The 25,523-nt window shown below is 45.5% G+C and carries 25 protein-coding genes and 1 tRNA gene; 10 read left to right on the plus strand and 16 right to left on the minus strand.

Annotated elements, in window-relative coordinates; translation table 11 throughout:
- The first annotated feature begins 25 nt into the window (after positions 1–25).
- The 4 genes from ACKU41_RS03020 to ACKU41_RS03035 all read left to right on the plus strand — a co-directional run bounded on the left by ACKU41_RS03020 (position 26) and on the right by ACKU41_RS03035 (position 4,071).
- The gene (locus ACKU41_RS03020; RefSeq protein ID WP_321404043.1) at positions 26–877 is read left to right on the plus strand and encodes a hypothetical protein; all 852 of its coding nucleotides are present in this window, start codon (positions 26–28) and stop codon (positions 875–877) included.
- Between the two features lie 84 nt (positions 878–961).
- Positions 962–1,906 carry a pentapeptide repeat-containing protein gene (locus ACKU41_RS03025; protein WP_321404044.1) on the plus strand — a complete coding sequence of 315 codons (945 nt, stop codon included), beginning with the start codon at positions 962–964 and terminating at the stop codon, positions 1,904–1,906.
- A 65-nt stretch (positions 1,907–1,971) separates the two neighbouring features.
- Positions 1,972–3,198: a pentapeptide repeat-containing protein gene (locus tag ACKU41_RS03030; protein ID WP_321404046.1), complete on the plus strand. Its 1,227-nt coding sequence runs from the start codon at positions 1,972–1,974 to the stop codon at positions 3,196–3,198.
- A gap of 9 nt (positions 3,199–3,207) precedes the next feature.
- Positions 3,208–4,071, plus strand: a complete 864-nt coding sequence (locus ACKU41_RS03035) for a pentapeptide repeat-containing protein (protein ID WP_321404048.1) — start codon at positions 3,208–3,210, stop codon at positions 4,069–4,071.
- Here ACKU41_RS03035 and ACKU41_RS03040 read toward each other — a convergent pair.
- From ACKU41_RS03040 to ACKU41_RS03065, 6 genes are all read right to left on the minus strand, one after another.
- The gene (locus ACKU41_RS03040) at positions 4,068–4,265 is read right to left on the minus strand and encodes a hypothetical protein (RefSeq protein WP_321404050.1); all 198 of its coding nucleotides are present in this window, start codon (positions 4,263–4,265) and stop codon (positions 4,068–4,070) included. The genes ACKU41_RS03035 and ACKU41_RS03040 overlap by 4 nt on opposite strands.
- A gap of 1 nt (position 4,266) precedes the next feature.
- A complete protein-coding gene (locus tag ACKU41_RS03045) occupies positions 4,267–4,920 on the minus strand; it encodes a hypothetical protein (protein WP_321404051.1) in 654 nt (217 codons plus the stop codon).
- Between the two features lie 9 nt (positions 4,921–4,929).
- Positions 4,930–6,402 (minus strand): phage terminase large subunit, encoded by a 1,473-nt coding sequence (terL, locus tag ACKU41_RS03050; RefSeq protein ID WP_321404052.1) that lies wholly within the window; start codon positions 6,400–6,402, stop codon positions 4,930–4,932.
- Complete coding sequence (locus ACKU41_RS03055; protein ID WP_321404053.1) at positions 6,399–6,992, minus strand: tyrosine-type recombinase/integrase; 594 nt, start codon at positions 6,990–6,992, stop codon at positions 6,399–6,401. Before ACKU41_RS03055 ends, terL begins: the two co-directional genes overlap by 4 nt.
- Before the next feature lie 184 nt (positions 6,993–7,176).
- A complete protein-coding gene (locus tag ACKU41_RS03060) occupies positions 7,177–7,788 on the minus strand; it encodes a hypothetical protein (RefSeq protein ID WP_321404055.1) in 612 nt (203 codons plus the stop codon).
- Between the two features lie 89 nt (positions 7,789–7,877).
- Complete coding sequence (locus tag ACKU41_RS03065; RefSeq protein WP_321404058.1) at positions 7,878–8,807, minus strand: hypothetical protein; 930 nt, start codon at positions 8,805–8,807, stop codon at positions 7,878–7,880.
- A gap of 291 nt (positions 8,808–9,098) precedes the next feature.
- On the opposite strand from ACKU41_RS03065, the gene ACKU41_RS03070 reads away from it, so the two are divergent.
- On the plus strand, positions 9,099–10,301 hold the full coding sequence (locus ACKU41_RS03070) for a pentapeptide repeat-containing protein (RefSeq protein WP_321404060.1): 1,203 nt from the start codon (positions 9,099–9,101) through the stop codon (positions 10,299–10,301).
- A gap of 30 nt (positions 10,302–10,331) precedes the next feature.
- Here the strand turns inward: ACKU41_RS03070 and ACKU41_RS03075 are convergent, their stop codons facing one another.
- The 5 genes from ACKU41_RS03075 to thiD form a co-directional block, all read right to left on the minus strand.
- Positions 10,332–10,556 (minus strand): hypothetical protein, encoded by a 225-nt coding sequence (locus tag ACKU41_RS03075; RefSeq protein WP_321404063.1) that lies wholly within the window; start codon positions 10,554–10,556, stop codon positions 10,332–10,334.
- A gap of 250 nt (positions 10,557–10,806) precedes the next feature.
- Entirely contained in the window at positions 10,807–10,989 is a 183-nt protein-coding gene (locus tag ACKU41_RS03080) for a hypothetical protein (RefSeq protein WP_321404065.1), read from the minus strand.
- Positions 10,990–10,999: 10 nt separating this feature from the next.
- Entirely contained in the window at positions 11,000–12,340 is a 1,341-nt protein-coding gene (locus ACKU41_RS03085; RefSeq protein WP_321404067.1) for a replicative DNA helicase, read from the minus strand.
- 112 nt (positions 12,341–12,452) lie between these two features.
- A tRNA-Leu gene (locus ACKU41_RS03090) sits at positions 12,453–12,536 on the minus strand.
- 151 nt (positions 12,537–12,687) lie between these two features.
- Complete coding sequence (gene thiD, locus ACKU41_RS03095; RefSeq protein ID WP_321404070.1) at positions 12,688–14,049, minus strand: bifunctional hydroxymethylpyrimidine kinase/phosphomethylpyrimidine kinase; 1,362 nt, start codon at positions 14,047–14,049, stop codon at positions 12,688–12,690.
- 197 nt (positions 14,050–14,246) lie between these two features.
- Here thiD and ACKU41_RS03100 point away from each other — a divergent pair, with 197 nt between their 5' ends.
- The 4 genes from ACKU41_RS03100 (at position 14,247) to ACKU41_RS03115 (ending at position 20,083) form a co-directional block, all read left to right on the plus strand.
- Entirely contained in the window at positions 14,247–16,004 is a 1,758-nt protein-coding gene (locus ACKU41_RS03100; protein ID WP_321404072.1) for a PocR ligand-binding domain-containing protein, read from the plus strand.
- Positions 16,005–16,052: 48 nt separating this feature from the next.
- Complete coding sequence (locus tag ACKU41_RS03105) at positions 16,053–17,993, plus strand: YgiQ family radical SAM protein (protein WP_321404073.1); 1,941 nt, start codon at positions 16,053–16,055, stop codon at positions 17,991–17,993.
- Between the two features lie 70 nt (positions 17,994–18,063).
- A complete protein-coding gene (locus tag ACKU41_RS03110; protein WP_321404074.1) occupies positions 18,064–19,494 on the plus strand; it encodes a DNA integrity scanning protein DisA nucleotide-binding domain protein in 1,431 nt (476 codons plus the stop codon).
- 4 nt (positions 19,495–19,498) lie between these two features.
- The gene (locus ACKU41_RS03115; protein ID WP_321404075.1) at positions 19,499–20,083 is read left to right on the plus strand and encodes a hypothetical protein; all 585 of its coding nucleotides are present in this window, start codon (positions 19,499–19,501) and stop codon (positions 20,081–20,083) included.
- 221 nt (positions 20,084–20,304) lie between these two features.
- Here the strand turns inward: ACKU41_RS03115 and ACKU41_RS03120 are convergent, their stop codons facing one another.
- Positions 20,305–20,538: a hypothetical protein gene (locus ACKU41_RS03120; protein ID WP_319779710.1), complete on the minus strand. Its 234-nt coding sequence runs from the start codon at positions 20,536–20,538 to the stop codon at positions 20,305–20,307.
- Position 20,539: 1 nt separating this feature from the next.
- On the opposite strand from ACKU41_RS03120, the gene ACKU41_RS03125 reads away from it, so the two are divergent.
- On the plus strand, positions 20,540–21,247 hold the full coding sequence (locus ACKU41_RS03125) for a hypothetical protein (protein WP_321404076.1): 708 nt from the start codon (positions 20,540–20,542) through the stop codon (positions 21,245–21,247).
- Between the two features lie 36 nt (positions 21,248–21,283).
- Here ACKU41_RS03125 and ilvN read toward each other — a convergent pair whose 3' ends face one another.
- From ilvN to ACKU41_RS03145, 4 genes are all read right to left on the minus strand, one after another.
- Positions 21,284–21,556 (minus strand): acetolactate synthase small subunit, encoded by a 273-nt coding sequence (gene ilvN, locus ACKU41_RS03130; protein WP_319779712.1) that lies wholly within the window; start codon positions 21,554–21,556, stop codon positions 21,284–21,286.
- Positions 21,557–21,558: 2 nt separating this feature from the next.
- A complete protein-coding gene (gene ilvB, locus ACKU41_RS03135; RefSeq protein WP_321404078.1) occupies positions 21,559–23,220 on the minus strand; it encodes a biosynthetic-type acetolactate synthase large subunit in 1,662 nt (553 codons plus the stop codon).
- Positions 23,221–23,533: 313 nt separating this feature from the next.
- On the minus strand, positions 23,534–24,247 hold the full coding sequence (locus ACKU41_RS03140) for a class I SAM-dependent methyltransferase (RefSeq protein WP_321404080.1): 714 nt from the start codon (positions 24,245–24,247) through the stop codon (positions 23,534–23,536).
- Complete coding sequence (locus ACKU41_RS03145; protein WP_321404081.1) at positions 24,228–25,403, minus strand: hypothetical protein; 1,176 nt, start codon at positions 25,401–25,403, stop codon at positions 24,228–24,230. Before ACKU41_RS03145 ends, ACKU41_RS03140 begins: the two co-directional genes overlap by 20 nt.
- Between the last annotated feature and the right edge of the window lie 120 nt (positions 25,404–25,523).

Consider the following 25,523-nt stretch of genomic DNA (forward strand, 5'->3'; position numbering starts at 1 on the left):
TTATTTATATTTTAGGAGAATCACAATGAATTTAAAGAAGTTGATCCATAAATTCAAATTAAACAAAACGTCCACTAAGGGAAGGCACTCTTACCCACTCAATCGCCTAACGATAGATGCCAATGATTTAATGGCTTTCATTGTATTCAACACAACAATTTTCTATATAAATCTATACATATGCAAAAAAAGCATACTTGAATATATCAATAAAATACTTGCACTTAACTCAAACAGCATCAAACCACTGATTAAAATCGATGACGTATACCAGATGTCATGTGAAACAATCACTATATGCATTTTTCTTTCACTAGTTGTGGCTATCCTTGTTACCTTAATAACAGAATCAGCAATAGATATATTCAAGAATCTTGATTCGTATATCTCAAAATTCTTTACCAAACTTGAATATAAAATAAGTAAAAAACTAGAAAAAAACAAAAAAATTAAAGATCACAAAAAAATATCTCGAATAATTATAGTTGTAGTTCTATTATTTTTCATTTTAATATTTTTTAATAAACTTAAAACTAGCCCAATACTTTATTTTATATTGCTCTTAGGTTTTGTATTAACAGTGACAATCATGATGTCAAACAGAGCAATCACTGTATTCACATGCACTACAGCAATACTACTCACATTATTTACCTGGACATTTGCATTGGAATACAAAACAACAAGAATAGAGAAGCCAAAAAGTCATGAAGACTATCTTAAACACTTTAGCGACAACTCATGTTCAATAAGGACGTCAGAGACAACAAAAAAATATCTTATATATCTTAAACTTGAAAACGGCCTTCTTGTCAAAGATGAAAATCAAAAATACACATTATTATTTACTAACGACATTAAAGAAATACAATTTTAAAACCCTACTCTCCCCATTGACATTACACGCTATTTAGAATCTTATATCTAAAATCATTTCATATTCTGCTTATATGGAGGTAAAATGAGAGGAACAAAGCAAGCCCAAAAAATACTACTACAAGGTGTCAATACATGGAATAAATGGCGCACAGAAAATAATGAAACTCAAAACTCACATACGAAAATCACCCCTCATTCGCTCAAAAAAGCAAGGCTCCAAAGGGCTGAGCTAGACAATGCAAACCTAAAAAAAGCAAATCTCTCAGAAGCGAAACTACATGAAGCGAAATTAAGAAAAGCAACTCTAAGATGGGCAGATCTTTCCAAAGCAGACCTTAGAGGAGCTACCCTTAACGGCGCAGACCTTAGGAAAGCAAATCTATCATATGCCAACTTAAGGGGTGCTAACCTTCAAAACGCTGATCTTCGTGGAGCGAACCTTGAAAACACAAACCTAGAAAGATCAGACTTACGAGGAACAAAACTTAATTATGCCTCTATGAAAGAGTCCATCGTGCATGGAGTAAAATTCGACAACACTATGCAATGCAGAGGAGTCAACATACAAAACGGTAAAGGAAGCCAACGTTTTGTCCGCCACGTCTTAGACTTAGACTACATCGAAGAAACCAAAGAAAAACACCCTAAATTTTACTGGTGGTGGAAAATCACCTCAGACTGCGGCCGCTCTTTTGAACGCTGGGCATTATGGTCTATCGGTTTTGCTTTAAGCTTTGGAATTGCCTTTGCAAATTACCCTGTCTGGTCTTGGTTACCGGATTGGATGAAAACCTTCCTTACTTATATCTCCCCTGCCTTCAGCTACAGCAACCCCGGAATACAAGACGGCTGGTTTACCCCCTACTATTTCAGCATAGTCACTTTCACCACCCTTGGATTTGGAGATGTCACGCCTACAAATACGGCAGGACAGCTCTGGCTCACTGCTGAAGTCACGCTTGGCTATATCATGCTTGGTGGTTTGATAACATTATTTGCTAATAAAATGGTACGGCAAAGTGGTTAGCCATAACAAATAACTATTATCCCCCTACAATAGCTTCAAAAAAAAGTTACAAAAATAAAACCGTCATGAATTTAAAAAAAATCATAACCATATACAAAACAATACGCGACACCCCTGAAGAAAAAATATACCAACTTCTAGCAAACTACTTAGGAGTCCGAGCTATATGGGAAAAATTACATCCTCCAACTACGAAAAGAGATCAAAACAAACCAAAACCAAGCACCTTCATTCTTTGGGCTGCAAGTGTCTACATCGCATTGTTTTCTGTAGCATCTTCAAGATATGACAGAGCTGTAAATTCTCTAGCAATGCAAATATCAGCATTTCAAACACAAATGACAACTAACCAAAAAGCTCAAGTCTGTAATCAAATAAGATTAATTCAACAAAATGAAGTACCATATAAGCCAGACTTTAAAAATCCGCTAACAGTTTTCTACAGCTTTTATAAATACCAAAAATACGAAGAAGGCTTTCAGAACATAATTCAAACTATCAACTCTTATAAAAAAGACCTTCTAAATGCACAGTTAAATGGAGCAGACTTATCAAACATTGAGTTGATAGACAGCAACATACAAAATGCGACATTACTTGATGCCAATTTAAGCAACGCTATACTATGGAATGCTAATCTTAAAAATGCTAATCTATGGCGTTCAAACTTGGAAGGATGTGAATTTTGTGGTGCAAATTTGCAAAACGTAGATTTAACAGACTCAAATATTACAGATACAGACTTCTTTAATGCAGACTTAACAAATGCAAAATTAATAAATGTAGATGCTCAAAATGCACAATTTAAAAATGCTATCCTTATAGGAACACAATTACAAAAAACTTACACAAAAAATGAGCTAGACTACTTCATAAGAATAGATAAAAGAAGAGGCACAAGTGTTTCAGTAAACCACAAGGAATATAACAACACAGAATTTAAAAAACATTTCTTCATGGACCATAATTACAATATAACATATAAAAAAATTAGCAACTATACAGAAAGTCAATACTACAAAAAACAAGTTGCAGACAAACTCACTAGAAAAATATACAAACAAATATACATTATGAATCCAGGGTTCGGTTCTTTCGGTTCTTTAACTTCCGAGGGGAGAAATTCTCAAGAATTCAAAAAGAAAATAGACATTTCTGTTGCACAATTAGCAGAAGCCAAAACTCTCTATAAAGCTAAACTCCCCCCAAAAATAGAAAAAAAACTCAAACAAACACATCCCCACCTATTCGAAAAACCAGATTGGTACAACAAAGAAGAACAAACAAACTAGGCCACCACCATGGAAGCATACATAACCTACCACATAGGAATCATAATCCTGATCCTGATCAGGAACTCCTCCAGACCACTCTACAACCTGTATCACTACTCAGGAGTGCGACTTGTTGTTGAGAAGATATTCCCACCCAGCAATGCTGTGCTGAATGCTGATGAGTATGTGAAGCCTAGTAGTTTTGTGCCGTGGGCAGTGAGTATCTATGTGGCGTTGTTTAGTATTGCTTCTGCACGGTACGATCGGGCTGTAAATTCCTACGAGATGCAAATTGCCGCTTGGCAGACACAGATGACGACTGAATTTAGACCTCAAGTTTGTGCCAATCTCAGTAATCTACAAGAAATCAAAGTCCCTAAGAAACCGGATATTCTTAAACCTTCCAGTACTATTAAATCCTTTTACACAAATGAAAAATATGAGGATGGGCAAGCAACTCTTTTGCACACAATAGAAGCGTATAAACAAAGTCTATGTTATGTTTCATTAAATAATTCAAACCTCCGGGGAGCAAATCTTGGGGGTGCAGATCTCCAGGGAGCAGCCCTCTACCATTCAGATCTCAGGGAAGCAATCCTCTCGGGGGCAGACCTCAGGGGAGCAGCCCTCTTCGCGTCAGACTTCAGGGGAGCATACTTTGAAAATACAGACCTCAGGGGGGCAGACCTCAGCTGGGCAAATTTAAGGGATGCATACTTCGCTTTGGCAGACCTCAGGGGGGCAGATCTCGAAAAAGTTGATTTCACAAAAGTAAAATCTCTATACAAAACCAAACTTCCACCAAAACTCGAAAAAGAACTTAGAAAGACGCACCCCCGTCTATTCGACGACCCATCAGAAGAAATAATGAGGTCTTTTCTTAAAAACTAACCCCCAATCTCCCCACCAGCATGCTCCTTAATCCACTCCCAAAGTTCTGCCTTCTCCGTCGTGTACTTCCCCTCCACACGGCGGATAGGGCAACCTTCCTTCTGTGCCCAAGCGCGGACGGTATTGCGCCCTACTCCGAAAATTTTCCCGATACTCTCTAACCCGGTAACAATCTCAACAGGCCGTACAACCATATCAGTACCCCCCTGCTGAATGAGTCATTCCGGACTGACGGACGTCATTCACCGGATGCTGCCCGACACATTCCAGATCCAGCCCGGCCAACGCGTAGAGCATAGACGCCACCACCGGGAATTCCTCCAGCTTGCGGCCCAGATCTTCACGACCGAGAATGTTGTACTCCAGCACAGCCTGCGATTCCCCGAAATAGAGAGTCTTGATATTCCGGGTCCGCCTATCCACCAGACGGTCATAATCGCGAAAAGTGCGGCTCCCATTCATAGCCGGAGGTGAAGCGAGATCGAGAGCAGGAACACGCAACCTGCGCCGCCGATCGTTAAACATATGCACCAGCCGGGTAGAAGCATGAGTCAGCGGAGTTCGCCAGATCTCCACCTTAAGCGCGTCCTGCAGTGCCGCCATTTCGCGGCAGAGAGCTTCAGTATCCTCATCCATGAATTCCACCACCACATCTACCCGCCGCTGATCCGTGCCGTGAATGAGATCCCTATGCTCGGCAAGAACAGTCACCGCCCCCGGCCTGACATCATAAGGCCATGCCACACCACCTGAAACCCTACGGTACGCATTGCCGGTCACCGGGTCCTTCAGGCTGCGCTGCCCGGTCATGGGCGATGTCACAACTTTCAAATTCTCAATAAGTCTCATAATCCACCCCTAAGACATGTCGCGGCCTTCGGTCAGACCACCACGACGTAAGAAATATTCCAAGGCCTGCGTCATCACATCCACCTGATCCTTGTATTTGGAACCGGGGAAGTGCTCCACCTCATCCAGAAAAACATCAAGCCACTCAGCTGATTCCGGCAACCATACATTGCCGCCCTCGACAGTATCAGCCACAGCGTTGGCTCTGTTTTCCTTATCCCCGCCGGTCACTGCCCATGCCACCACCGGAAGCTTCGTTTCATCCTGCAGATCCTGAATAACGCTAATCCCGCTGGACTTGTCCTCAATAACAATTGCCGAGGGACGATGGATCACATAACGGTTTTTGATCGTCCGCTTAAGCTCCGGGTACTCCATCTTCTTGCGAATAAGATCCAGCAGGTAGTAGCCGTTGTAGGCCTCGCCCCAGAGCTGCCCCACGGAATACGCGCTGGTCTTGTTCTTCTTCTGGGCCGTGTCCCAGTGCTCGACAATACGGTTGAACTTGGGAAGCTTGGTATACCGTTTAAACCAATCCAGCTGAAAGATTGACCCACCCTTGGGAACCGGACGCTGCTGGAGCTGCCCTGCGGCCTCAGTGGGAGACGAGAAGGATTCCTCGATATGAGTCAGGGTTTCTTCATCAAACCGTTCAGGCCAGAGCAGTTCTCCTTCCTCTTCACGGGGATCCTCGAACCCCAGAACAGTATGAAACTTGTTCCCCTCGTACCGTGCAGGCAGGCAGAGATGGGTATACCCGCCCTTTTCCAGAATATGGCCGCTCAGATCCTGCTGATGGCCACGCTGCATTACGACCACGAAAGCTCCGGTCTTGGGATCATTGAGACGGGTCTGCATGGTGTTATCCCACCAATCCAGAACTTCCCTACGCTTGGCATCGGAATTGACCTCGGACATGTTGTGCGGGTCATCAGCGACAATGCGGTCACCACCTTCACCTGTTGCCCTACCGCCTACTGAGGATGAAAAACGGAAGCCGCCAGCCATGTTCTCAAACTTGTCCTTGGCGTTCTGGTCCTTCTTAAGCTGCACATGAGGCCATGCTTCCCGGTACCAGGGAGAAGTGACAATCTCACGGGTCTTCATGTTGTCTCGCGTTGAAAGCATGGCTGAATAGGAGCTGAAGAAAAATTGAATCCACGGATTGAAGGTCCATTCCCATGCCGGCCAGCAGACGGACACGGAAAGCGACTTCATGTGACGAGGCGGCATGTTAATCAGCAACTTCTGGATCTGCCCGGTACTGACCGCCTCCAGATGCTCCACAATTGCCCCGATATGCCAGCCGTCCACAAAGGTCCGCCCCGGCTCGATAACGTGCCATGCATTGCGAATGAACTCCTTCAGCGACATATCCGGCTTCCCGGTACCGATGTATTCAGACTCGACCTGTGGGACCTGCTCTTTCAAATTCATGAGCAGGTTCCCCATCAGCCCGTTTGCTTTCAACGATTTACTCATAGCTCGTTCATGTAGACGTCCCTGATTTCCTCAGGCTGAATGCAGAGGTATTCAAGGGTCTGTTTTTGAGTGGCGTGATTAAAAATTTCCATCAAGGTCGGAATATCCACACCGAAAGCCACCCGCTGGTGATAACCGAAAGTCTTACGCAACGTATGAGAACCGTAATTGCCCTTCAGATTGATTTTCTCGCACCACTTCTTGACCAGCTTATTCACGTAATTAGCAGCCATGTGCTTGCCGTTTCTGCCGACAAAAAGGTACTTCTGCTCATTGTCCCGACATTGGAGGGCCCAGGGCCGAACCGCTTTAAGTACACTTCCGTTCAGCGTGATCCTGCGGCCTTTAGAAGTCTTCTGCTCTTTCAGCACCAGCTCGTCACCGACTTTGGCATGAATGAACTGCTCTGCTTCAATCTGGACCAGATCAATGGCCCGGAGGTTGGTGTTGATCCCCAGTACGAACAAAGCCAGATCCCGGGGATTGTCCTCGAGGAGCTTTTTCAGGTTCGCAATGTCCTTCAGCGAAGTGATCGGATCCACTTTGATCTGACTGCCCTTTTCGGGATGATTCGGATTCTTCTTTTCCATTTTCGGCCTCTTTGTTTAAAGTCTAAGTTTTAATCATATTTCCACAAAACTTAATCTTAAACAAGAGTCTTTTCTAACTTAATTTATCGAAAAATCTCATAAACCTTTTATTTGCAAGACTTAATCGCCGTTTTCACCAATCTAACTTATATTTAAAAGTTAGACTTTTCGAGTTCAGAAAAAATTAAAAGTTAGACTTGTCGCTGCCACCGATTCCGAAATCGAGAGCCGAGCGAGCTGCGTTGATTTCGGTCAGTCTGGAGACAATCCGCTGCTGAACTTCCGGAGCTGCGTTTTGAATTTCCTCCAAAACGATGGACTGGAACTCTTCGACCTTTTTCAGCGAGTATATTTCGCTTTGCATCTTGAAAACAAACTCGAGCTGCTTGCGGAGCTCAGCCTGCAGCTGGATCAAAAAACCGCCAAGATCACGTTTCTGTCCGGCAAGCCGCCGCAATTTTGCCTGCGAATCGCGATATTCCTGCGAGTTCTGATCGCCATGAAGGACAACGTTAACCATTTCGAGAAGCTCGCGGCATTGTTTCCCCAGAGCTTCCAGCTGATCGGCCAGTGAAAGCTTGGCATCAATCATCTTCGGAGCCGAAAACAATGCAACATCCTTGGACACAGCAAGATCAATACGTTTTTTAGCCTTTGAGACTGCAGCTTGAGACACAGCAAAAAAATCAGCAGATGTACTTTGCTTCCATCCAAGCTCAACTAACTGCTTAATTAACATTTCTTGATCTATCTTTCCACTCTTATACGAAGGATGTTTCTTTAATTTATCAAGCATAACAATAAACTCACACTGTTATATTTTAGCACTGCATTAACTTTATAACTTCACAACTTTACTTTTGTGCAGTTAAAATTAACCTCTGCTTAACCATCACCAACGGCAAGTTTTCTCGCATATTCCTCTTCACTCATTCCTTGTCCGGAACTGGAAGTGAACTCGTTAACTTCCATCTGTTCTCTGCTCTGAAACCCACCACCCAAGACTTTGGCCATGTTCCCCGGTTCAACCAACCACGGGATACTGGCTTTCCATCCCGATTCCCCTTCACCCAGCAAACGGGGATACTCCTTCACCAGGGAAAAATACCAACGCCACCATTCTATCCCTTTCTCCGGAGGCCCACCTTCACATTTGCATTTCCGGATCTTCCTTCTCAGCGGATCAGTGAGAACTTCCGGCTTCGGCAAGTCGGGCAGAAGTTCGCAAAAAGCCTCCACCACCTCTTCCCCCTCTGGGGGACTATAGGGGGTATTTACGTAGAGAGTAGGAGTAGGAGAAGGGGCATTGCCCGAATCGGCTTCGGGCATATTTTCAGTATTGCCAGATTCATGCTCGGGCATTGCTTGAGCATCCGGTTTTATTTCAGGCTGTTCAGATGGAACTTTTTTCTTCTTATCCCTCTGTTTTTCTACTTTTTTCCAGCGTGCAGCGGCAGCTTTCTTAGCCTTTTCGGATCGCGCCCGAGCTTCAGCGGCCCAAGGCTGCATTTCATCCCATTCGCAAATATAAAAACGATCCTTATCTTTCCCTATAATTTCAAGATCTAACAGCATCTGAACATAGTCAGTACGGTCCAGTTGAACCTTACAGGCAAACAACAGATCTTCCTCATCAAAGTTCATAGGGAAATAGCCGGAATCACTGGGATAATGCTTGGCGCAATAGCACATCAGAAAAATCAACCCCAATGCTCCCTCGGCTCCGAACTTCCTCATGATTTTCTGAGTCCGGAAATCCTCTGCAAACTCAACATCAAGCCGGATGTCAGTCACATTTTTAACTCGACCTGCCACACCGCACTCCTTAAAAATTTTTCAGCTTTGCGGATTTATTGCATGGGCAATGCTCAAGCATTACTCAAGCAAATTTTCATTCATAACATTTTGTAAAGGTTCAAAAAAAACAGGGCGTACCCTGAAAAAATTTCGGCGGCGCCCCGGAATTCACTAAAACTCCGGCCCTGCCAGTTTTATGCACTAGCTATGCTTGGGCATTGCTAGTGCATTCCATCGTTAATTCTTGACAATTTGCTTCCTCCTATAGAACAACCTCATAATTATTATTTTTCAAATTTGAGGTTGGCTATGAATAAAGAAGAAATGATTGAGCTCCTTAAGACTGACGTTGAAGGTTGGAATAAATACATTTCACAGACAACCCCCCCGATAGATCTTGAGAACAGCGATTTAAGCAACATCAAACTAACGGGAATTTTACTTTCAAACACAGTGCTTTGGCATTCCTCCTTTGAAAATTCAAAAATGGAAAACGCTAATTTCAAAAAAGCCAAACTACTAAATGTCAACTTCAAACACACCACCCTTACTTCTTCTAGCTTTGCAGAAGCAAACTTACAGGGCGCAACATTTAGAGGAGCAAATCTTTCAAATGTAGACTTCACCAATGCTCAATTTTACAAAACGTTCTTCACATCAAGATCACAACTCAACGAACTAGAAAACCCACTAACCCCCGCTCAGTTGGCTCACTGCATTTTTATCGAAGAACAACAATTTTATCAGGAAGAATTTAGGCCCATATATACACCACAATTCAAACAAGAAACGGTAACACCAACTAACGCTCTGGGAATCAAATACACTGATCATTCACCTTGGACACCAAGAGACATGTCTATTTTCATGATGAGTATACAGTCTGCCTACTCCAACCTGCTGTATTTATATACAACGGATGAACATGACTTATCTAAAATAGAATCAAATCTTTCAAGAAACTCAGTATACCCTCCTCTTGAGCATGAAATATGTATCTCCTCAATCCATAGTGGATCATTAGAAACAATCATCACACAACTAGTTACGCCAGAAGTGCAGACAACAGCGTTAGCCGTATCTACACCTTACATCTTAAAAAAAATGGGCGAAATCATATCTGTATTATCTCAGGCAGCTCAAGATTTCAGTAACCTTAAATATTCAGCACAAAGAGAAGAATCTAAAATCAAAAATCAAGAGGCTGATACTAGACTAAAAAATGCACAAGCTCATGAAAAAGAGATCAACAACCAACTTGCATTAGTCAATAACCTTTCTATAAGCATTGAAGAAGCCCATGACTTCACAGACAGACTTTCCAGCAACCATGAATTTAATCAATTGGTTGACCAAATTAGTGACGACATCCCAAAATTATCCAAATCAAAAAGACTCATAACTACAGCTGTTACCCCACTTCAAATAAAGGCACTAACATTAGCCAAGTCAGGAAAATCGACACCAAAAATTACTTTACCTATAATCGAAGGTGAACCAGCTAAGAAATAAAAAACACCGGTAGATTTCAACCAACACTCCTCACACCCGATCAATCCGAATCTCCTGATCATGCTCCACGTCCTTAGGACAAACACAGAGATGATCACACATAGGACAACACACCCGTTCCCCGATCTGACGCACTCTTACGAGCTGACCTTTTCGGGGACATTTCTTCACGCCCTCAACCTTAAAGCGCCATGGCGAAAACTTGGACTGCTCGTTAGTGGCATGACGCAAAAAAGGCTTAGCTTCCATACTCATGACCTCACCTCCCCAGCAGAACTAGGACTCCCCAAAGGCCCACGACTGGACCAGACTGGAGACTTATCCAGGACAACCAGCAATTCACCGTCTGAGTCAAAATCACAATGAAGGGTGGAAGCTTTTTCAATCGCCCGGATAGTTGCTTCCTCCTGACAAACTCCAAGACAAGGATCCGTCACCAGATCAACATCAGCCACAAACTCACCACGATGCCTAAATCTCAACACTGCTATATGATAACGTAGACTCACTTCCTGTCCTCCTTCACAACCTTCAGATCGCCTTCGGCAATCCGCTTTACAGATTCAACTCCCGCTTCGATGCCAGCCAGACACTCATCGACTGTGCAAGAGGCCCCGCTGATGAGTGCCAGCAAAAAATTACGGGTAACGGATTCAACAGTCACACTTGCCTTTACTAATTCAGCCATTCTGATCTCCTTAAGCCGGCAGAAAATCCAACCAGCTCCAGTCTTGTTCGTTCTCATTGAGGAACTGCAGCCGCCTGCGCCTGTACACAGTGTCCAAGCTGCCAGTGTTGGAGTTCCTGCTCTTAGCTACATCCAGAGTTACATTCACAAGATCGTCAGTGGTCTTGGGATTCCAAGGCCGAATAAAAAGAACCTGGTCAGCATCCTGCTCGATCGCTCCGGACTCACGCAGATCCGAAAGAAGCGGAACCTTACTTCTACGATTCTCAACCTCGCGATTAAGCTGAGCCAGCACGAGAAGAGTTATTCCGCTCTCCATGGCTGCTTCCTTCATGAGCCGGGAGATCTCAGCCACTTCCCTCTCGCGGGATCCGCCACGGGAATCCGGCCGCACTAACTGGATGTAGTCCACCACGGCAAAGCGCAAACCAAACTCTCGCTTCCAACGTCGGCACTGGGCACGGAGTTCTGAAGCAGAGAGTGAAGGCCTGTCCCAGATCCGCAACCATGGATCTGTACCTTGGAAATATTGGGCAAAGTCATAGATATTCTGCCAGTCCTGCTGGGAGAATTTACCGTCACGAAAACGCATGGAGTTGATGCCGTGAGTGGATGCAAGAAAGCGGTTCACGAGCAGATAACGCATCATTTCAAGAGAAAAGATTCCCACCGGAACCTTACGGGCCATGGAGTGCAGAGCGAAATTAAGCGCAAGAGCGGTTTTACCGTTGGAAGGACGTCCGGCAAGGATAACGATCTCTCCCGGAAGAAATCCGCCAGTGATACTGTTCAACTTGTAAAGATGAGTTTTAATCCCGTCCCCACCGCGCTGCTCAAGACCTTCCAGATACTTCACATATTCCTTGATAATTTCTGACGGCTTCTGAGAGGCAACATCAACCCGATCCTCAAGAACAGAATCAACTACTCCCTGCGCTGCAGCAGCAAACTCGGAAGGATCAGCTTCAGCAGTGTAGGCATGTTCTATTAGCTGCTGCCCTAACCGGGCCATAGCTCTGCGCCGGGCATAGCCCTGCAGGTCCATAGCCCAGCTTCTGGCATGACGAATCGGCTGAACCTCATTAGCCAGTTCAGCAAGGAAGACAGCACCGCCACAGGCCTCGGAACGACCGTTTTGCATAAGTCGGTCATTGAGTGTGACAATATCAATGGGGACCTGTTCCCGATGCAGAGCCAGGACTGTCTGCCAAATATTCTGGTGAACAGGAGAATAAAAATGATCCGGAGTCTTGAGAATGGGAAGCAGATCATCAACGTTGCGACCGTTATCTCGAATCACAGCACTGAGAACAGCTCTTTCAAGCTCCATATTATTGGGAGGTACGGACATGTTCATGACCACCTTCCACGACTAGCGGGGGCAAATAGGGGCCAAAAACACAAAAACACCCCCTTACAACATCTATGCGGATGATGTTGTAAGGGGGTGTTTTTATTACGGTTGGTGCGAAAGGAGAGACTCGAACTCTCACGGATTAACCGCTGGATCCTAAATCCAGTGCGTCTACCAATTCCGCCACTCTCGCAACCAAATATTATGGGCTAATTATTAAAAACGATCCTTGAAAGACCGAATTCTACCGGGGGTATCCCCGTGCAGCCGTTGCGTTAATATAAGCAGTGCTAAAGCTTGTCAATAAAAATCGCTCAAAATTCTATGGAAACGGTCTGTTCCAGCTAAACAGGCATGGCTGCCAGCAGCTTCCTGAGCTTAACTTCCAGATCATCAAAATCCTTAGCCAGCAACCGCAGACAAGGCTCTACCCCTTTAGCTCCGGAATCGCAGACAACATCAACCATTTCCGGTTCCGGATGTTCTGACATTGCCTTACAGGTTCCCCACTCAAGAGTACTTTCCTCTGAACCCAAGACTTCACCCGGTTCATCGGCCCTGTCAAACCATGCTTCTACATATCCGCACTCAGCTACCGAATCCATAATCCTCTCATCAAGCCGCAATCCGGCAGCACAGCCGATTTCAGGATTGGATTTACGGGCACAAAGCAAAACCTTAGCAATGTGGGTTGAGGCTCCGAATTCAGGATGCCCGCAAACCATAACTTCACCTTTGCGAGAGCAGGAGACTCTTCCGCTGAAAGCAGCCACATCTTTAATCCCTCCTGCACACGGCAGAGCAGCTGCCACATTCATACGCACTTCCGGAATCAATTCATTCAGACCGTCCATACACTTCAGGCGCAGGCCGAATTCATGAAGATCAGAAAGCAGGCCCTGCTTCATCTTCTCGATCAGCATAGGGGCAAGATGGTTAGGCGGTCCGCTGCCTTCGCCGAGATCAAACCCGGCCCGGAGTGCTAGATTGAGATACTCCTGTGCTTTCCGCACGGCAGTAATCATATCATAACCTTTTGCCAAACCGGAAGCTATCGTGGCAGAAAGAGTGCAACCGGTACCATGACTGTTCCGGGTCTTCACCCGCTGCTGCATGAGCGGTATAGGCTGCCGGTCTTTTATGCCCAGCCAGTCCGTGGCTGCAACGGAATCAAAATGCCCACCTTTAATGAGCACCGCCTTGGGCCCCATTTCAAGTAAAATATCAATAGCCCTGAATACATCTTCACGGCTCTTAATTTCCATACCGGTAAAAAGCTCCGCTTCCGGCACATTAGGAGTAAGTAAGTCTGCCAGTGGAAAAATATCCTTCATGGCCTCAACAGCATCATCCTTAAGCAGCTTGGATCCGCTGGTTGCCACACAAACCGGGTCGATTACCAATGGAAAATCTTTATCTCTTAATGATTCACCCACCGCACGGATAATAGGAGCGGAAAAGAGCATTCCTGTTTTCGCGGCACGAACTTTAATATCATTGCAAACCGTTTCAATCTGGAGAGACACAAACTCAGGGGAGACAGCCTCAATCCCAGTAACTCCGGTTGTGTTCTGGGCGGTAAGCGCGGTAATTGCACTGGCTCCGTAACACCCGGCCATGGAAATGGATTTCAGGTCGGCCTGAATCCCGGCTCCTCCCCCGGAATCGGAACCTGCAATGGTCAAAACGCATGGAAGCGGTTTCATTATGCCTCCTTGGGCAGTTATATTTAAGTATCAATTCAAGAACTTTACCCATCGTTCCGCACATGGTCAACACATGCAGCAGAGTAACTTATACAACAGAGAAATCTGGACAGAAACTCTCCCCTATGATTTATTATAATTGCTAAGAAAAACAGTTAAAAATAATTTAAACCCTTTAAAACTCTTCAAAGGCAGCTATGGGCATATCAACTATGAAAGACAGTTCTTCCGACACAGTAAATAAACTCTCCGGTCTCCTGTTAAAAGACCTCGTAGAGATTGATGAACTGCAGAACATGCTTGATGTCAGCTATTCAGCCACGGGAATGCCCTCCGGCATTATCGACGCAAGCACCGGAGAAGTCTACGCCAAAGCCGGATGGCAAAGAATATGTATCGATTTCCATCGAGTACATCCTGAGACATGCGCCAAGTGTATTGCCAACGACACAGCTATTAAAAACAAAATTCAAAAAGGAACCCACTACGGTTATAAATGTTCGAACGGCATATGGGACATAGGCGTACCCATCATGTGCATGGAAAGACACGTAGCAACTTTTTTTCTCGGCCAATTCTTCTATGAAAATGAAAAACCTGACCGAACTTTTTTCATCAAACAGGCCGAACAATACGGTTTTGACAAGAACGATTACCTTGCAGCTCTTGATGAAGTGCCACGTTTTAAAAAAGAACGTGTAGATCAAATCCTGAAATACAACATCACCCTTGCTGCTTTCCTGTCTGACTCGGCTACAAAAAGCATGCGAAATTTCATTGAAATTGAACAACGCAAAGCGGCAGAAGAGGAAATAAAAAACCTGCGCAACTATCTTGCCAACATAATCAACTCAATGCCTTCCATTCTCATAGGAGTTGATCCTGACGGACAGATAACCCAATGGAACAAAGAAGCTGAATCCGTATCAGGCATAGCTCAGGACAAAGCTCTGGGAACCAGACTTGATGAAACAATGCCGACGCTTGCTTCAGAAATGAACCGCATCCGGAAAGCGATAAACACCCGGCGCAAGCAGACATATCTAAACAGACCCGGCCCTGACGATAATAACGCAACATGTGAAGACATCACCATCTACCCCCTTATTGCAAACGGAGTGAGCGGTGCGGTAATCCGTATCGACGATGTTACTGAGAGGGTCAATATTGAACGCATGATGCTTCAATCTGAAAAAATGATGTCAGTGGGAGGACTTGCCGCAGGCATGGCCCACGAGATCAACAACCCGCTTTCAGGCATCTTGGGGCATGCCAGTAACATAAAAAAGCGCATTTATGAGGATCTGGACAAAAATATTTCCGCAGCAGAAGAATGCGGAGTTTCCCTAGAAAAAGTACGTAACTACTTGGATAAAAGAGAAATTCCACGCATGCTGAACGGAATAAATGAAGCTGGCATACGTGCTGCCACCATAGTCCGCAATATGCTCGCTTTCAGCCGTAAAAGTGAACAGAATTTTACCCTGCAAAACATACCGGATCTGCTGGATAATACGATAGCCCTGGCTTCCAGTGATTATGATTTGAAAAAAGAATACGATTTTAAACAAATTAAAATCGTAAGGGACTACAGCAAAAATATGAGGCCGGTACTCTGCGAAGGCAATGAAATCCAGCAGGTCTTTTTGAATATCCTGAAAAATGGAGCTGAGGCTATGGTTGCCTCGCAAAGGGATTCTTGCTTCACCTGCAGAATTTATGAAGAGAGAAACTGGGCCGTGGTGGAAATATCAGACAACGGTCCCGGCATGCCGGAACAAGTCCGAAGACGCATATTCGAACCGTTCTTTACAACAAAAGACGTAGGCAAAGGGACCGGGCTGGGACTGTCTGTTTCCTATTTTATAGTTAATGATCAACATGGCGGCATTATGGATGTACAGTCCGCCCCCGGTGAGTGGACTAAATTTATCATCAAACTGCCCCTTAAATAACGCATTTACTTCCTTGCCAGACCAAGGGTTCGGCTATATGTATGCCCCATGACAAAAAGCATCATTGCCAAGAAGCGTACCCAGCCGGAATTTCTGCCCATGACCCGGAAAGAAATGGACAGGCTGGGCTGGGACAGACCGGACATTCTACTTGTTTCCGGAGACAGCTATATAGACCATCCCAGCTTCGGCATCCCTCTGCTGGGCCGGGTTCTTTCCGCCCATGGATTCAAGGTGGCCCTGATCTGCCAGCCGGACTGGAATGATCCCAAAGCCCTTGAGGGACTGGGCCGCCCCCGCCTCTACGCCGGAGTTTCCGCCGGGGCTCTGGATTCAATGGTCGCCCACTACACTTCTTTCCGCAAAAAAAGAAGCGATGATGCTTACACTCCAGGTGGAAAAGCCGGAGCTCGTCCCAACCGGGCATGTATAATCTACACCAACCTGATCAAAAAAGCGTTCAAGGGTCTTCCGGTAATTGTGGGTGGGATTGAGGCTTCTCTGCGCCGCATTTCCCATTACGACTTCTGGACAGATAAAGTCCGCAAGCCGATCTTAATGGACAGCAAAGCAGACCTGCTGATCTACGGAATGGGAGAACGGGCCATGCTGGAAGCGGCCTTCCGCCTTGCAGCCGCAGAAGAACCTTCTGCTGATGAGCTGAAAGGAATCCCCGGAACAGCTTTCATGGGTTCACCGGATGATATTGAAAACGATGCGGAGATAATCGAACTTCCCTCCCATCAAGACATTCTGGATAATCCTCAACAGTTGATGAAAGCGACCCTCGCTCTGGAAGAACAGGTCCACTTCGGCGATTCGTGGGCAATCCAGCCGGTTGATAAGCGCCATGTAGTTATCACTCCTCCCTCCGACTACCTTTCCACCGAAGAACTGGACTGGCTGTACAGCCTTCCGTATGCCCGTCTGCCCCATCCTATCTACAAAAATCAGGGGAGAATTCCGGCGGCGGACATGATCGAATTCAGCATTACCTCTCACCGTGGATGCGGCGGGGGATGTTCTTTCTGCTCCATTGCCATGCACCAGGGACGCCATATCCGCTCCCGAAGCAGAAAATCCATAATGAATGAGCTGACACGGATGCAGGAACACCCGGATTTCCGCGGCTCGGTTTCCGATATAGGAGGCCCCAGCGCTAACATGTGGAATGCACACTGTTCGCTGGAAAGGGGCAAATGCAAACGCAAAAGCTGCCTCGTACCCAAGCTCTGTCCCAATTTTAAATACGACCAGCAGGCCAATCTCAAGCTATACCGAGATGCCCGCAACATGGACGGCATCAAACATGTGCGCGTAGCCAGCGGCGTGCGTTTTGATCTCGGTCAGCAACACAAACCCAGTTTGAAAGAAATATTTAAAGAATTCGTAGGCGGACAACTCAAAGTTGCCCCGGAACACATTACGCCTTCCGTGCTCAAGCATATGCGTAAACCGGATCTGCCCGTTTTCGAAAGTTTTCTGGAGATGTTTGCAGCGGAATCAAAAAAAGCGGGCAAGGAACAATATGTCATTCCTTACCTGATGAGCGCCTTTCCCGGTTGCACGGATAAGGATATGCGCCAGTTGAGTTCATGGCTGACTGCAAGAGGTTGGAAACCACGGCAGGTGCAATGCTTCATCCCCACGCCGGGAACAGTTGCCACAGCCATGTTTTATTGTGAAACAGATCCCGCAGGTAATAAAATATACGTTGCCAGAACCGATGCCCAAAGGTTGAAACAGCATCGCATACTGATCCCTGATCCGGGACGTGATCCTCGGGCCGGAAAACAGGGAGGAAAGCCGGACAGAAAAAAACTTTCTGAAGACAAACAGAATAATCGTGTGCCTAAGGGCAAAAAAAGGACCGGAAAAGGCAAAAAATCCGATCAAAGCGATCCCGAGACCCAAAATACCGGAAGCGGAAAATATTTTAAGCGTAATAATAGTGGAAAAGGCTTCACAAAGAAGAAAAAAATGAAGTAATTACTGTTGGAAACAGAAGGCAATTAATATAATATAAGCCTTTACCTGAACTTCAACAGCGGATTACTAAATGAGTTCTGAATCCTTTGCCAACCTGTGCATATTTCATATAATGGACGGACTGCGTGACGGGCTTTCCCATTTTTCTTCCAACAGCCGGACAGCCCTGATATACGCGGTAACACCAAACGATCCGTTGCGCATTTACGATCCTCAGGACCTACTGCGCGAGCACCAGCCCAAACTGAAAGAATACTTTGCGGAGTCACAGGAATGGCGCAAAGGCAGCAATCATGATGACAATACCCGGCTCATAGAAGTAATCCGCTCCAAAGATCTGGCTCTGGCAGGGTTGATTACCTGCAGCGCACGCTCCAGCAGCATCTTCTACCAATGCTGGTTTACCGAACAGCACCCTGATATGTGTTCCATAGGCCCCACTGAAAGCTGGATGGAATATGCCGCCCTGCTGCTCTCGCAGGATTTCGCCACCCAGAATATCCTTCGCATTGACAGTTCCGGCCACCTGCTCCGTGAGTATTCCACCCACGCTGTACGCGACTACATTATTGACCAACGCAACCGAATTATGGGCTGGGATACACAATTGCGCGTATACCCTATTCTGGATGCTGTTCTGGGCATTTCAAGAACCAGAGAAGAAGGTGCTTGGGCACGCGGTGAACTTATCTTTATCGAACCATCTGAACTTGATGCCATCAAATACATGGCTAAATTTCCGGAAACAGAAAGACCCTCCTTAAAGAACCACAAACACGTTCGCAAACTGCTGCAGTCCGTAGAAAATTCCAGCCGTAAACTTGTTTCCGACGGCAAAAGCGTAGTCGGTATTGCAGCCTTGCCCCCGACCAATAACTCCATCTCAGCGGCCTTTAAAGGAGATTGGGGTTTAATCTATCTTGGCAGCGAAGTTATCTGCAGCTTCGCAGATGCTAAATTTTCCTCCACCAATTATAAACCGAACCTTGTACATCTGGAAGAGTATCTGCTGGAACTAGATCTCAGTGCCGATACCAGACACAGCCTTTTTCAGTTGGCCACTCAAATGATTTCCACTGCAAACCACCGTAGCCACGGTTGCACGCTGGTGCTTGATTTCAATGATGAACCGGTAGCCATTGCCGGGCAGCCCCTTGAAAAACCGCTTGACCTGCATGAACCTGAAATACGTGGACTGGCCCGTTCCCTGACCAAACTGGACGGAGCCGTTCACATATGCAAGGATATGAAATTGCATGGATTTGCATGCCTTCTGGACGGTAAATCAGTTTCAGGCGAAAACCGGGCCAGAGGCGCACGCTTCAATTCCGCCCTGCGTTTCACAGCCAAGCATGACAACTTGATCGTTATTGTTGTTTCCGCAGACAAACCTGTTTCAATAATTCAGCGCGGTGTTGAGCTTACCGCTGTCTGTGAATGGAAACAGCTTTTTTCCTGCGTCAGCACTCCACCACCTTTTGAAAAATGGATTGAGGAATAATTTTATGAAAAAAGCAATATTACTTTGTTCAATCATTACTTGCGCCCTTTTATGCATTACTTCGGCTTCGGCTGATTCAACCACACTCAAGACCTACACCTTCAATAAGAAAAAAGCCTCCGGGGACTGGTCTCCCCGCAAGACATTCATAATCGGTGAAAACCGCAGGCTTGGCATTTTTAATGACCGGAACAAACGCTATCCTTCTATTGCCAAGTTAAGTTTAAAGGACCTTCCGGCAGATACGGATCTTGAGCTTGGATTCGACATGATATTCGTAGGCAGTTGGGACAATGCCGGAAAGCTGGCTGATAAATTTGTCGTATCAATTGATGACGGCCCTCAACTTTTAACTATGACCGAATTCCCCTGTACACTCATCGACAATGACGACTCAAAACCTGTGGGTAACGACGGAGTTGTGCGGGTCGGCCCCAAAAACCGCGCCTACTGGATAAAACCGATCAGTATTACAATTCCCTCTACATCAATTAAAGCCGGAGCTGTTGAGATAAAATTCAAAGGTTTTCTGACCGGGCGCAAAACAGAGTTCTGGGCTCTGGACAATGTAAAACTTCTCAAGCGCTAGGATAAGCTTACCCAATGCTCCCCCTTTAATCATATCAAAAATGACATAATTTTTTCATCATCTAACCTATAGTTTTTATTGATTATATTAATATGCCTTTTAGCTCTCTTGCATTTAACACTTGATTACTGAAAACATTTGGTGCAAAACCAATACTAGTTGAATTATATCATTGTTAAACACTCTTGAAAAAATGCTCATTAACAAAACTCGAAAAACATTTAATAATATTTTTTAATGACCTCACGACATTCAAAATTTTTCTTTTTAGCTGTTTTTTTTCTATCAACATTCTTTTCAATTCCGGCAACAGCTGCTGAAAAGATGGTCATTTCAATTACCTGTACACAAAACGCCTTAGATAAATACAACAGCCTCCCGGATTCCGCCAAAAAAGTCCCATTGCCAGTCAATAAAATTCCGCCAGAAATACGCACACGCTGCACTGCCAGCATAATGCTCCTGAAAAACGCCTTCAAATTAGGAGGTATAGATGCACAGCTTAATTTTTCAGCAACTCCTAATACCCGACGGGAAGAAAATGAACTGGTTAAAGGATATGCAGCCATAGGCGCACACCTGTTCACCAAAAGCACCTTCGAACAGCCCGAATATAAAGATAAGATTTTTATCAGTGATCCAGTAATTGAAGACGGCCAGTTTGAAAAAGGTATTTTCTGTTTGCCCGGCAATCATAAGGTACTGAACGTACGCAACATTGAGGATTTAAAAAAGGCAGGTAAACCTTTGGTCGGAATACATTGGGTCAATGAGTGCCGGACCTTAAAAGATCTTGGCATCAATGAAGACGAAATTGAAAAAGCTCCAACCCTGGACTGCATTTTCAAGATGATCAAAGTAGGCCGGGCCGACTGGGTTCCGCTGGGATTTCATAACGCTGCTAAAGATCTAAGTGTCAGTAACAATGGCATTACCCTTGTCCCGGTCAAAGGCATCAAAATCCCCCTCAAAGAAAGCAGACACTTCATCGTATCCAAAACACACCCGGATGGAGAAAAAGTCTTTCAAGCCTTGCAGAAAGGAATTAAAATAATGCGGAAAAATGGACTGTCCGCAAAACTGCTCACCCAGGGCGGATTCTATTGCCCTGCAACCCAAAATTGGAAAACACTCTATTCCAAAACAACAATAGTTTCTAACTAATAACGGGGCCGGACCACAAATCCAACCCCGTTTCCATTAAAGATTACTGAACACTTCAGTCAGCGGACTATTTTCAACCTGCCTTACTGCCAACACATCGTACAACTTATCAAGCTGCAACAGAATCTGTTCGAGTTTGCTGTCATCTGCGACAGTAAGAATCATACGACTTTCCCTGCCATCTCCCACAGGACCGCAAATAATACCCTCAAGGTTAAAATTTCTACGTGAGAAAAGGCCGGTAATCTGGCTCATAACCCCGGCATGGTTACGTACCCGCAGATCAATAACGAAATTATGCTTACACATGGCTAACCTCCTATCATTTCCCGGTTAGCACACTCCGGCGGAACCATGGGAAAAACCTTGTTTTCAAAGTTAATGGGAATATTTATTACACATGGTCCATCCTGCCCAAGCACCTTACGCAGAAACAGCTCCGGATTTTCCTGCTCGCCCAAATCAAATGCCGGAATACCAAACCCTCTGGCAATGGAAGCAAAATCGGGATTACTTTCAAAACTTGATGCAAAATAGCGTTCTTCAAAAAAGAGTTCCTGCTGCTGGCGAACCAATCCCAGACGGTGGTTGTTCATGATAAGAACCTTTACGTTCAAGCGCTGCTCGGCCAAAGTTGCAAGCTCTTGAATATTCATCAAAAAAGAACCGTCTCCGCTTACGCACACAACCTTGTTCTCAGGCTTTGCCAAGGCCGCCCCGATGGCATTGGGCAATCCGAAACCCATTGTTCCCAGCCCTCCGGAAGTAAGCAGGGTCCTAGGCTTGCGAAAAGGATATCCCTGTGCCACCCACATCTGATGCTGGCCTACGTCAGTGGTGATGATAGCTTCTTCCGGCAGGGTTTCACCCATTACCCGGATCAGGTTAAGGGGATGAAAGGTATCCTGTTCGTCAGGACGCTGATCAGGATACATCATGCGAATGGATGCAAGACGGGCGCTCCAGCTGATCCTGATGGATATTTCAACTTTCTCAACCAGCTCGCGCAGAACATGTCCGACATCTCCAACTATGGAGAGATTGGAAGACTTGATCTTGCCTATCTCGGACCTGTCGATATCAACATGCAAAATATCTGCGTGCTTGCAGAACTCACAGGCCTTACCGACGGCACGATCATCAAAACGTACTCCCAACGCGATTATCAGGTCAGCTTCCTCCATAATCATATTCGTTGAACGGGAACCATGCATCCCAAGCATGCCCAGATAATTGGAATCATCGGCCGGAAAAGCACCGAGTCCCATGAGTGTGGTAACAACAGGTATGGAATTTTTGCGTGCAAATTTAATCAGATCTGTAGAAGCGTCCGCAGCAACAACCCCGCCCCCGGCGTAGATGATAGGACGGCGGGCCATATTAATCATGGAAACAGCCTGACTGATCTGATCAGAATCGCATCCCAAGGAGGATACGGTCTGCTCAAAAACAGGAAGTTCCGAAATTTCAATTATCTCTTTCTGAACATCTTTCGGGATATCCACGACAACCGGTCCCGGCCTGCCGGATTCCGCCAACCTGAACGCTTCGGGAATTACTTCCAGCAGATCGGCTGCGGACTGAACCAGAAAATTATGTTTGGTAATAGGAATAGTCAGACCATAGGTATCAACTTCTTGAAACGCATCAGTACCAATGAGGGAGCTGGTTACCTGCCCGGTAATAGCAACCACAGGTATGGAATCGAGCCTTGCGTCGGCTATGGCAGTAAGCAGATTAGTTACACCGGGACCGGATGTACCCATACATACTGCAGCCTTGCCGGTTGTCCGGGCCATGCCCTGAGCCATAAATCCGGCCCCCTGCTCATGGCGGGCAAGGATGTGCCTGATGTGGCTGTCCCGCAAAGCATCATAAATGGGAAGATTGGAACCTCCGGGAATACCGCATATTGTATCTATCCCTTGTTGTTCCAACAGTTTAATAACCAATTTAGCACCGCTGATTTCCATTTTCGCACCCTCTCATTTTCCAGATGAAAATAAAAAACCCCCGCCGGCTGGGCCGGCGGGGGTTACAACTAGACTTTGTGAATGTAAACTGCTGCTTACAACCTTCCCTCCGGCTCAATGAAGCCTCGCACGACCACGACAGAAACCACGACCATCACCACGTTAGTGACGGTTGCGACGACTGCATTCATGTGATCGAGGGTAGATAGTAGCATTTCAGTTCTTCTCTAAAAAATTCGTAAAAATTTAAATCGTTCTGAAATCAATAGTCCAATGGAGCACCATGCGCAAGCTCTTTTTCAACAAAAAAGAATTACACATGCATTTTATATAGTCCGACCCATCCACTCTTGTAGCCTACCATAAAAGAACTGACCTTAAACAGTGCGGCACTTATCATATTAAATAAAAGCATAGGTAGATCATTCTTTTTTAAAAGAAGATTACGATTGTTCTTGACCCGGAAAGGACTTCTGCGAAAACGGATATCTTTCAACTTCAATCTGTACTTGGACGTAAACCCGACCTGTTCATCCGCTCCGCTGTAAAAATTTTTAATACCCTGCGGATAATACGGTTTCTGATGATCTAAATCGAGCCAGAAATGGGGATGCAGCATGGGGGTGGCTATGAGTAACAACCCACCCGGCTTCAAGTGATCAAGATAGCCGTCAACAAATTTCACCAACTCTTCAAATTCAAAATGCTCAATAATGTGCGAAAGTACTATAAAATCAAACTTATCATCTGCATGCTCTTGCACAAAAACATCAAGTGTAACCACATCCAGCCCGCGCTTGCAGCATTCGCGGACCTGAAATTCATTTTTCTCGACACCCAGAATATTTTTAAAACCCTGTGCATACAGAAAATCAGTCTTTGCACCACGTCCGCAACCAACTTCAAGAATACTCATGGTGCGATCAAGGGGAGAGAGAATTTTCTCCCACTGCTTCATTTCATGACGGGATAATTTTTTGGTCAATCCTCTTAATTTCTTTCTTAAATCAGAACCGGCAGTCAACATCACTAACTCCTGCCAAAGCGGCAAGATAACGGGCTGCTTCGGCAGCACCATCTAATTTTATGGAAAATTCGCTAGCCTCGGCATCAATACAATTACGAAGCGAATCCCGTAACTCTTCTACTGTCACATCCAAATCTGAAAAAACATTCTGAACAGCGGCAGACTTACGCTCCAGAATAGCCGCATGCTCCTCCTGCTCACCATCCTTCATGCCCCGTAACAACACGACAGAAGGAACTTTGCAAACCATGACATCTGTCAGACTGTTATACCCGCCGTAAATTATGGCACTGCGCGCGTTACTAAGATCATGAAGGAATTGCGGCCCTACCTGCGCAAAAGCAACATGCTCAAGGCTGCTGAAATTATGAACAACTTCTTCAGCATCTGGCTTACTAAGGTCCATATAAATTTTCCAATTACCAAGACTCTTATCAACTCCGCCTAGAGCCTGTGCAAGTTTAGGCATAAGCACTGCCGTACCTTCACCGGACCACGGTATTGAAATAACACCTGCCAGAGACTTTTCTGCTGAACTTCGACCACCTGAATACCCCAGCTCGGACAGGCGGGAGACATATCCGGCTTCATGGGGAACTACACCGTAATGTGCAGCCAGATGTTCCAATTCTGCCGAACCGGCCACAGAAGAATCACCGTACCAGAGGATATTTGAATAAGTGCCGGAAAAAACATCGGCAGAGAACTCCGACCAGACCTTGCCGACATCCCCTACAACTGCCCGTATTCCAAGAACCCGAACAGTTTCCGGAGAAACCTCATGGGAAAGCAGCAGCTCCTTATGTTTGCCCTGCGGGGTGTGATCTGCAAGAAACACCTTCGGCCTGTAAGCATCAACAATATCACGAATGTTACGTGCCCGAAGTTCCCCAAGCAGCTTATCATCAATATTGGAATTGCCCATTACCCCGGAAGACTTACCTGCAATAACATTTGTCCTGTATGAAGGCAGCTTGATCCAATCCAAAGCTCCGCCCCCGATCAGTTCCGCTGTATTGGCGCAACCACTGACCAGAAGCACAGACAAACGGGGATACAACCGACGTAAGGCTAGACCTATCCCGACACTGCGGCTCACATGTCCAAGCCCCCTGCCGTCATGAGCATAAATCAAAACATCTAAGCTGGATTTCATCAAAGGACCTGCATCACACTAAAAGCAACAATTTCAACAAAATAAAAACTATTTTTCATATCAACAAAAAAAAAGAAAAGGGATTGCTTACAGTTTAAAAAAATAATAGAAATCAATACG

The organism is Maridesulfovibrio sp., assembly GCF_963678865.1.
Lineage (GTDB): Bacteria > Desulfobacterota > Desulfovibrionia > Desulfovibrionales > Desulfovibrionaceae > Maridesulfovibrio.

Bases quoted from the DNA above. Each gene is read 5' to 3' on its own strand.
- ACKU41_RS03120 (WP_319779710.1), bottom strand. From the start codon at position 20,538: ATGCTGGCAGTGCAGCGTGTGCGTATTTCTGGCGGAATTTTATTGACT.
- ilvB (WP_321404078.1), bottom strand. From the start codon at position 23,220: ATGGAAATCAGCGGTGCTAAATTGGTTATTAAACTGTTGGAACAACAA.
- ACKU41_RS03100 (WP_321404072.1), top strand. From the start codon at position 14,247: ATGGGCATATCAACTATGAAAGACAGTTCTTCCGACACAGTAAATAAA.
- ACKU41_RS03025 (WP_321404044.1), top strand. From the start codon at position 962: ATGAGAGGAACAAAGCAAGCCCAAAAAATACTACTACAAGGTGTCAAT.
- ilvN (WP_319779712.1), bottom strand. From the start codon at position 21,556: ATGTGTAAGCATAATTTCGTTATTGATCTGCGGGTACGTAACCATGCC.
- ACKU41_RS03040 (WP_321404050.1), bottom strand. From the start codon at position 4,265: ATGGTTGTACGGCCTGTTGAGATTGTTACCGGGTTAGAGAGTATCGGG.
- ACKU41_RS03045 (WP_321404051.1), bottom strand. From the start codon at position 4,920: ATGAGACTTATTGAGAATTTGAAAGTTGTGACATCGCCCATGACCGGG.
- ACKU41_RS03060 (WP_321404055.1), bottom strand. From the start codon at position 7,788: ATGCTTGATAAATTAAAGAAACATCCTTCGTATAAGAGTGGAAAGATA.
- ACKU41_RS03140 (WP_321404080.1), bottom strand. From the start codon at position 24,247: ATGTTGACTGCCGGTTCTGATTTAAGAAAGAAATTAAGAGGATTGACC.
- thiD (WP_321404070.1), bottom strand. From the start codon at position 14,049: ATGAAACCGCTTCCATGCGTTTTGACCATTGCAGGTTCCGATTCCGGG.
- ACKU41_RS03030 (WP_321404046.1), top strand. From the start codon at position 1,972: ATGAATTTAAAAAAAATCATAACCATATACAAAACAATACGCGACACC.
- ACKU41_RS03085 (WP_321404067.1), bottom strand. From the start codon at position 12,340: ATGTCCGTACCTCCCAATAATATGGAGCTTGAAAGAGCTGTTCTCAGT.
- ACKU41_RS03080 (WP_321404065.1), bottom strand. From the start codon at position 10,989: ATGGCTGAATTAGTAAAGGCAAGTGTGACTGTTGAATCCGTTACCCGT.
- ACKU41_RS03075 (WP_321404063.1), bottom strand. From the start codon at position 10,556: ATGAGTATGGAAGCTAAGCCTTTTTTGCGTCATGCCACTAACGAGCAG.
- ACKU41_RS03055 (WP_321404053.1), bottom strand. From the start codon at position 6,992: ATGGAAAAGAAGAATCCGAATCATCCCGAAAAGGGCAGTCAGATCAAA.
- ACKU41_RS03125 (WP_321404076.1), top strand. From the start codon at position 20,540: ATGCTCCTGAAAAACGCCTTCAAATTAGGAGGTATAGATGCACAGCTT.
- ACKU41_RS03070 (WP_321404060.1), top strand. From the start codon at position 9,099: ATGAATAAAGAAGAAATGATTGAGCTCCTTAAGACTGACGTTGAAGGT.
- ACKU41_RS03115 (WP_321404075.1), top strand. From the start codon at position 19,499: ATGAAAAAAGCAATATTACTTTGTTCAATCATTACTTGCGCCCTTTTA.
- ACKU41_RS03020 (WP_321404043.1), top strand. From the start codon at position 26: ATGAATTTAAAGAAGTTGATCCATAAATTCAAATTAAACAAAACGTCC.
- terL (WP_321404052.1), bottom strand. From the start codon at position 6,402: ATGAGTAAATCGTTGAAAGCAAACGGGCTGATGGGGAACCTGCTCATG.
- ACKU41_RS03105 (WP_321404073.1), top strand. From the start codon at position 16,053: ATGACAAAAAGCATCATTGCCAAGAAGCGTACCCAGCCGGAATTTCTG.
- ACKU41_RS03110 (WP_321404074.1), top strand. From the start codon at position 18,064: ATGAGTTCTGAATCCTTTGCCAACCTGTGCATATTTCATATAATGGAC.
- ACKU41_RS03035 (WP_321404048.1), top strand. From the start codon at position 3,208: ATGGAAGCATACATAACCTACCACATAGGAATCATAATCCTGATCCTG.
- ACKU41_RS03145 (WP_321404081.1), bottom strand. From the start codon at position 25,403: ATGAAATCCAGCTTAGATGTTTTGATTTATGCTCATGACGGCAGGGGG.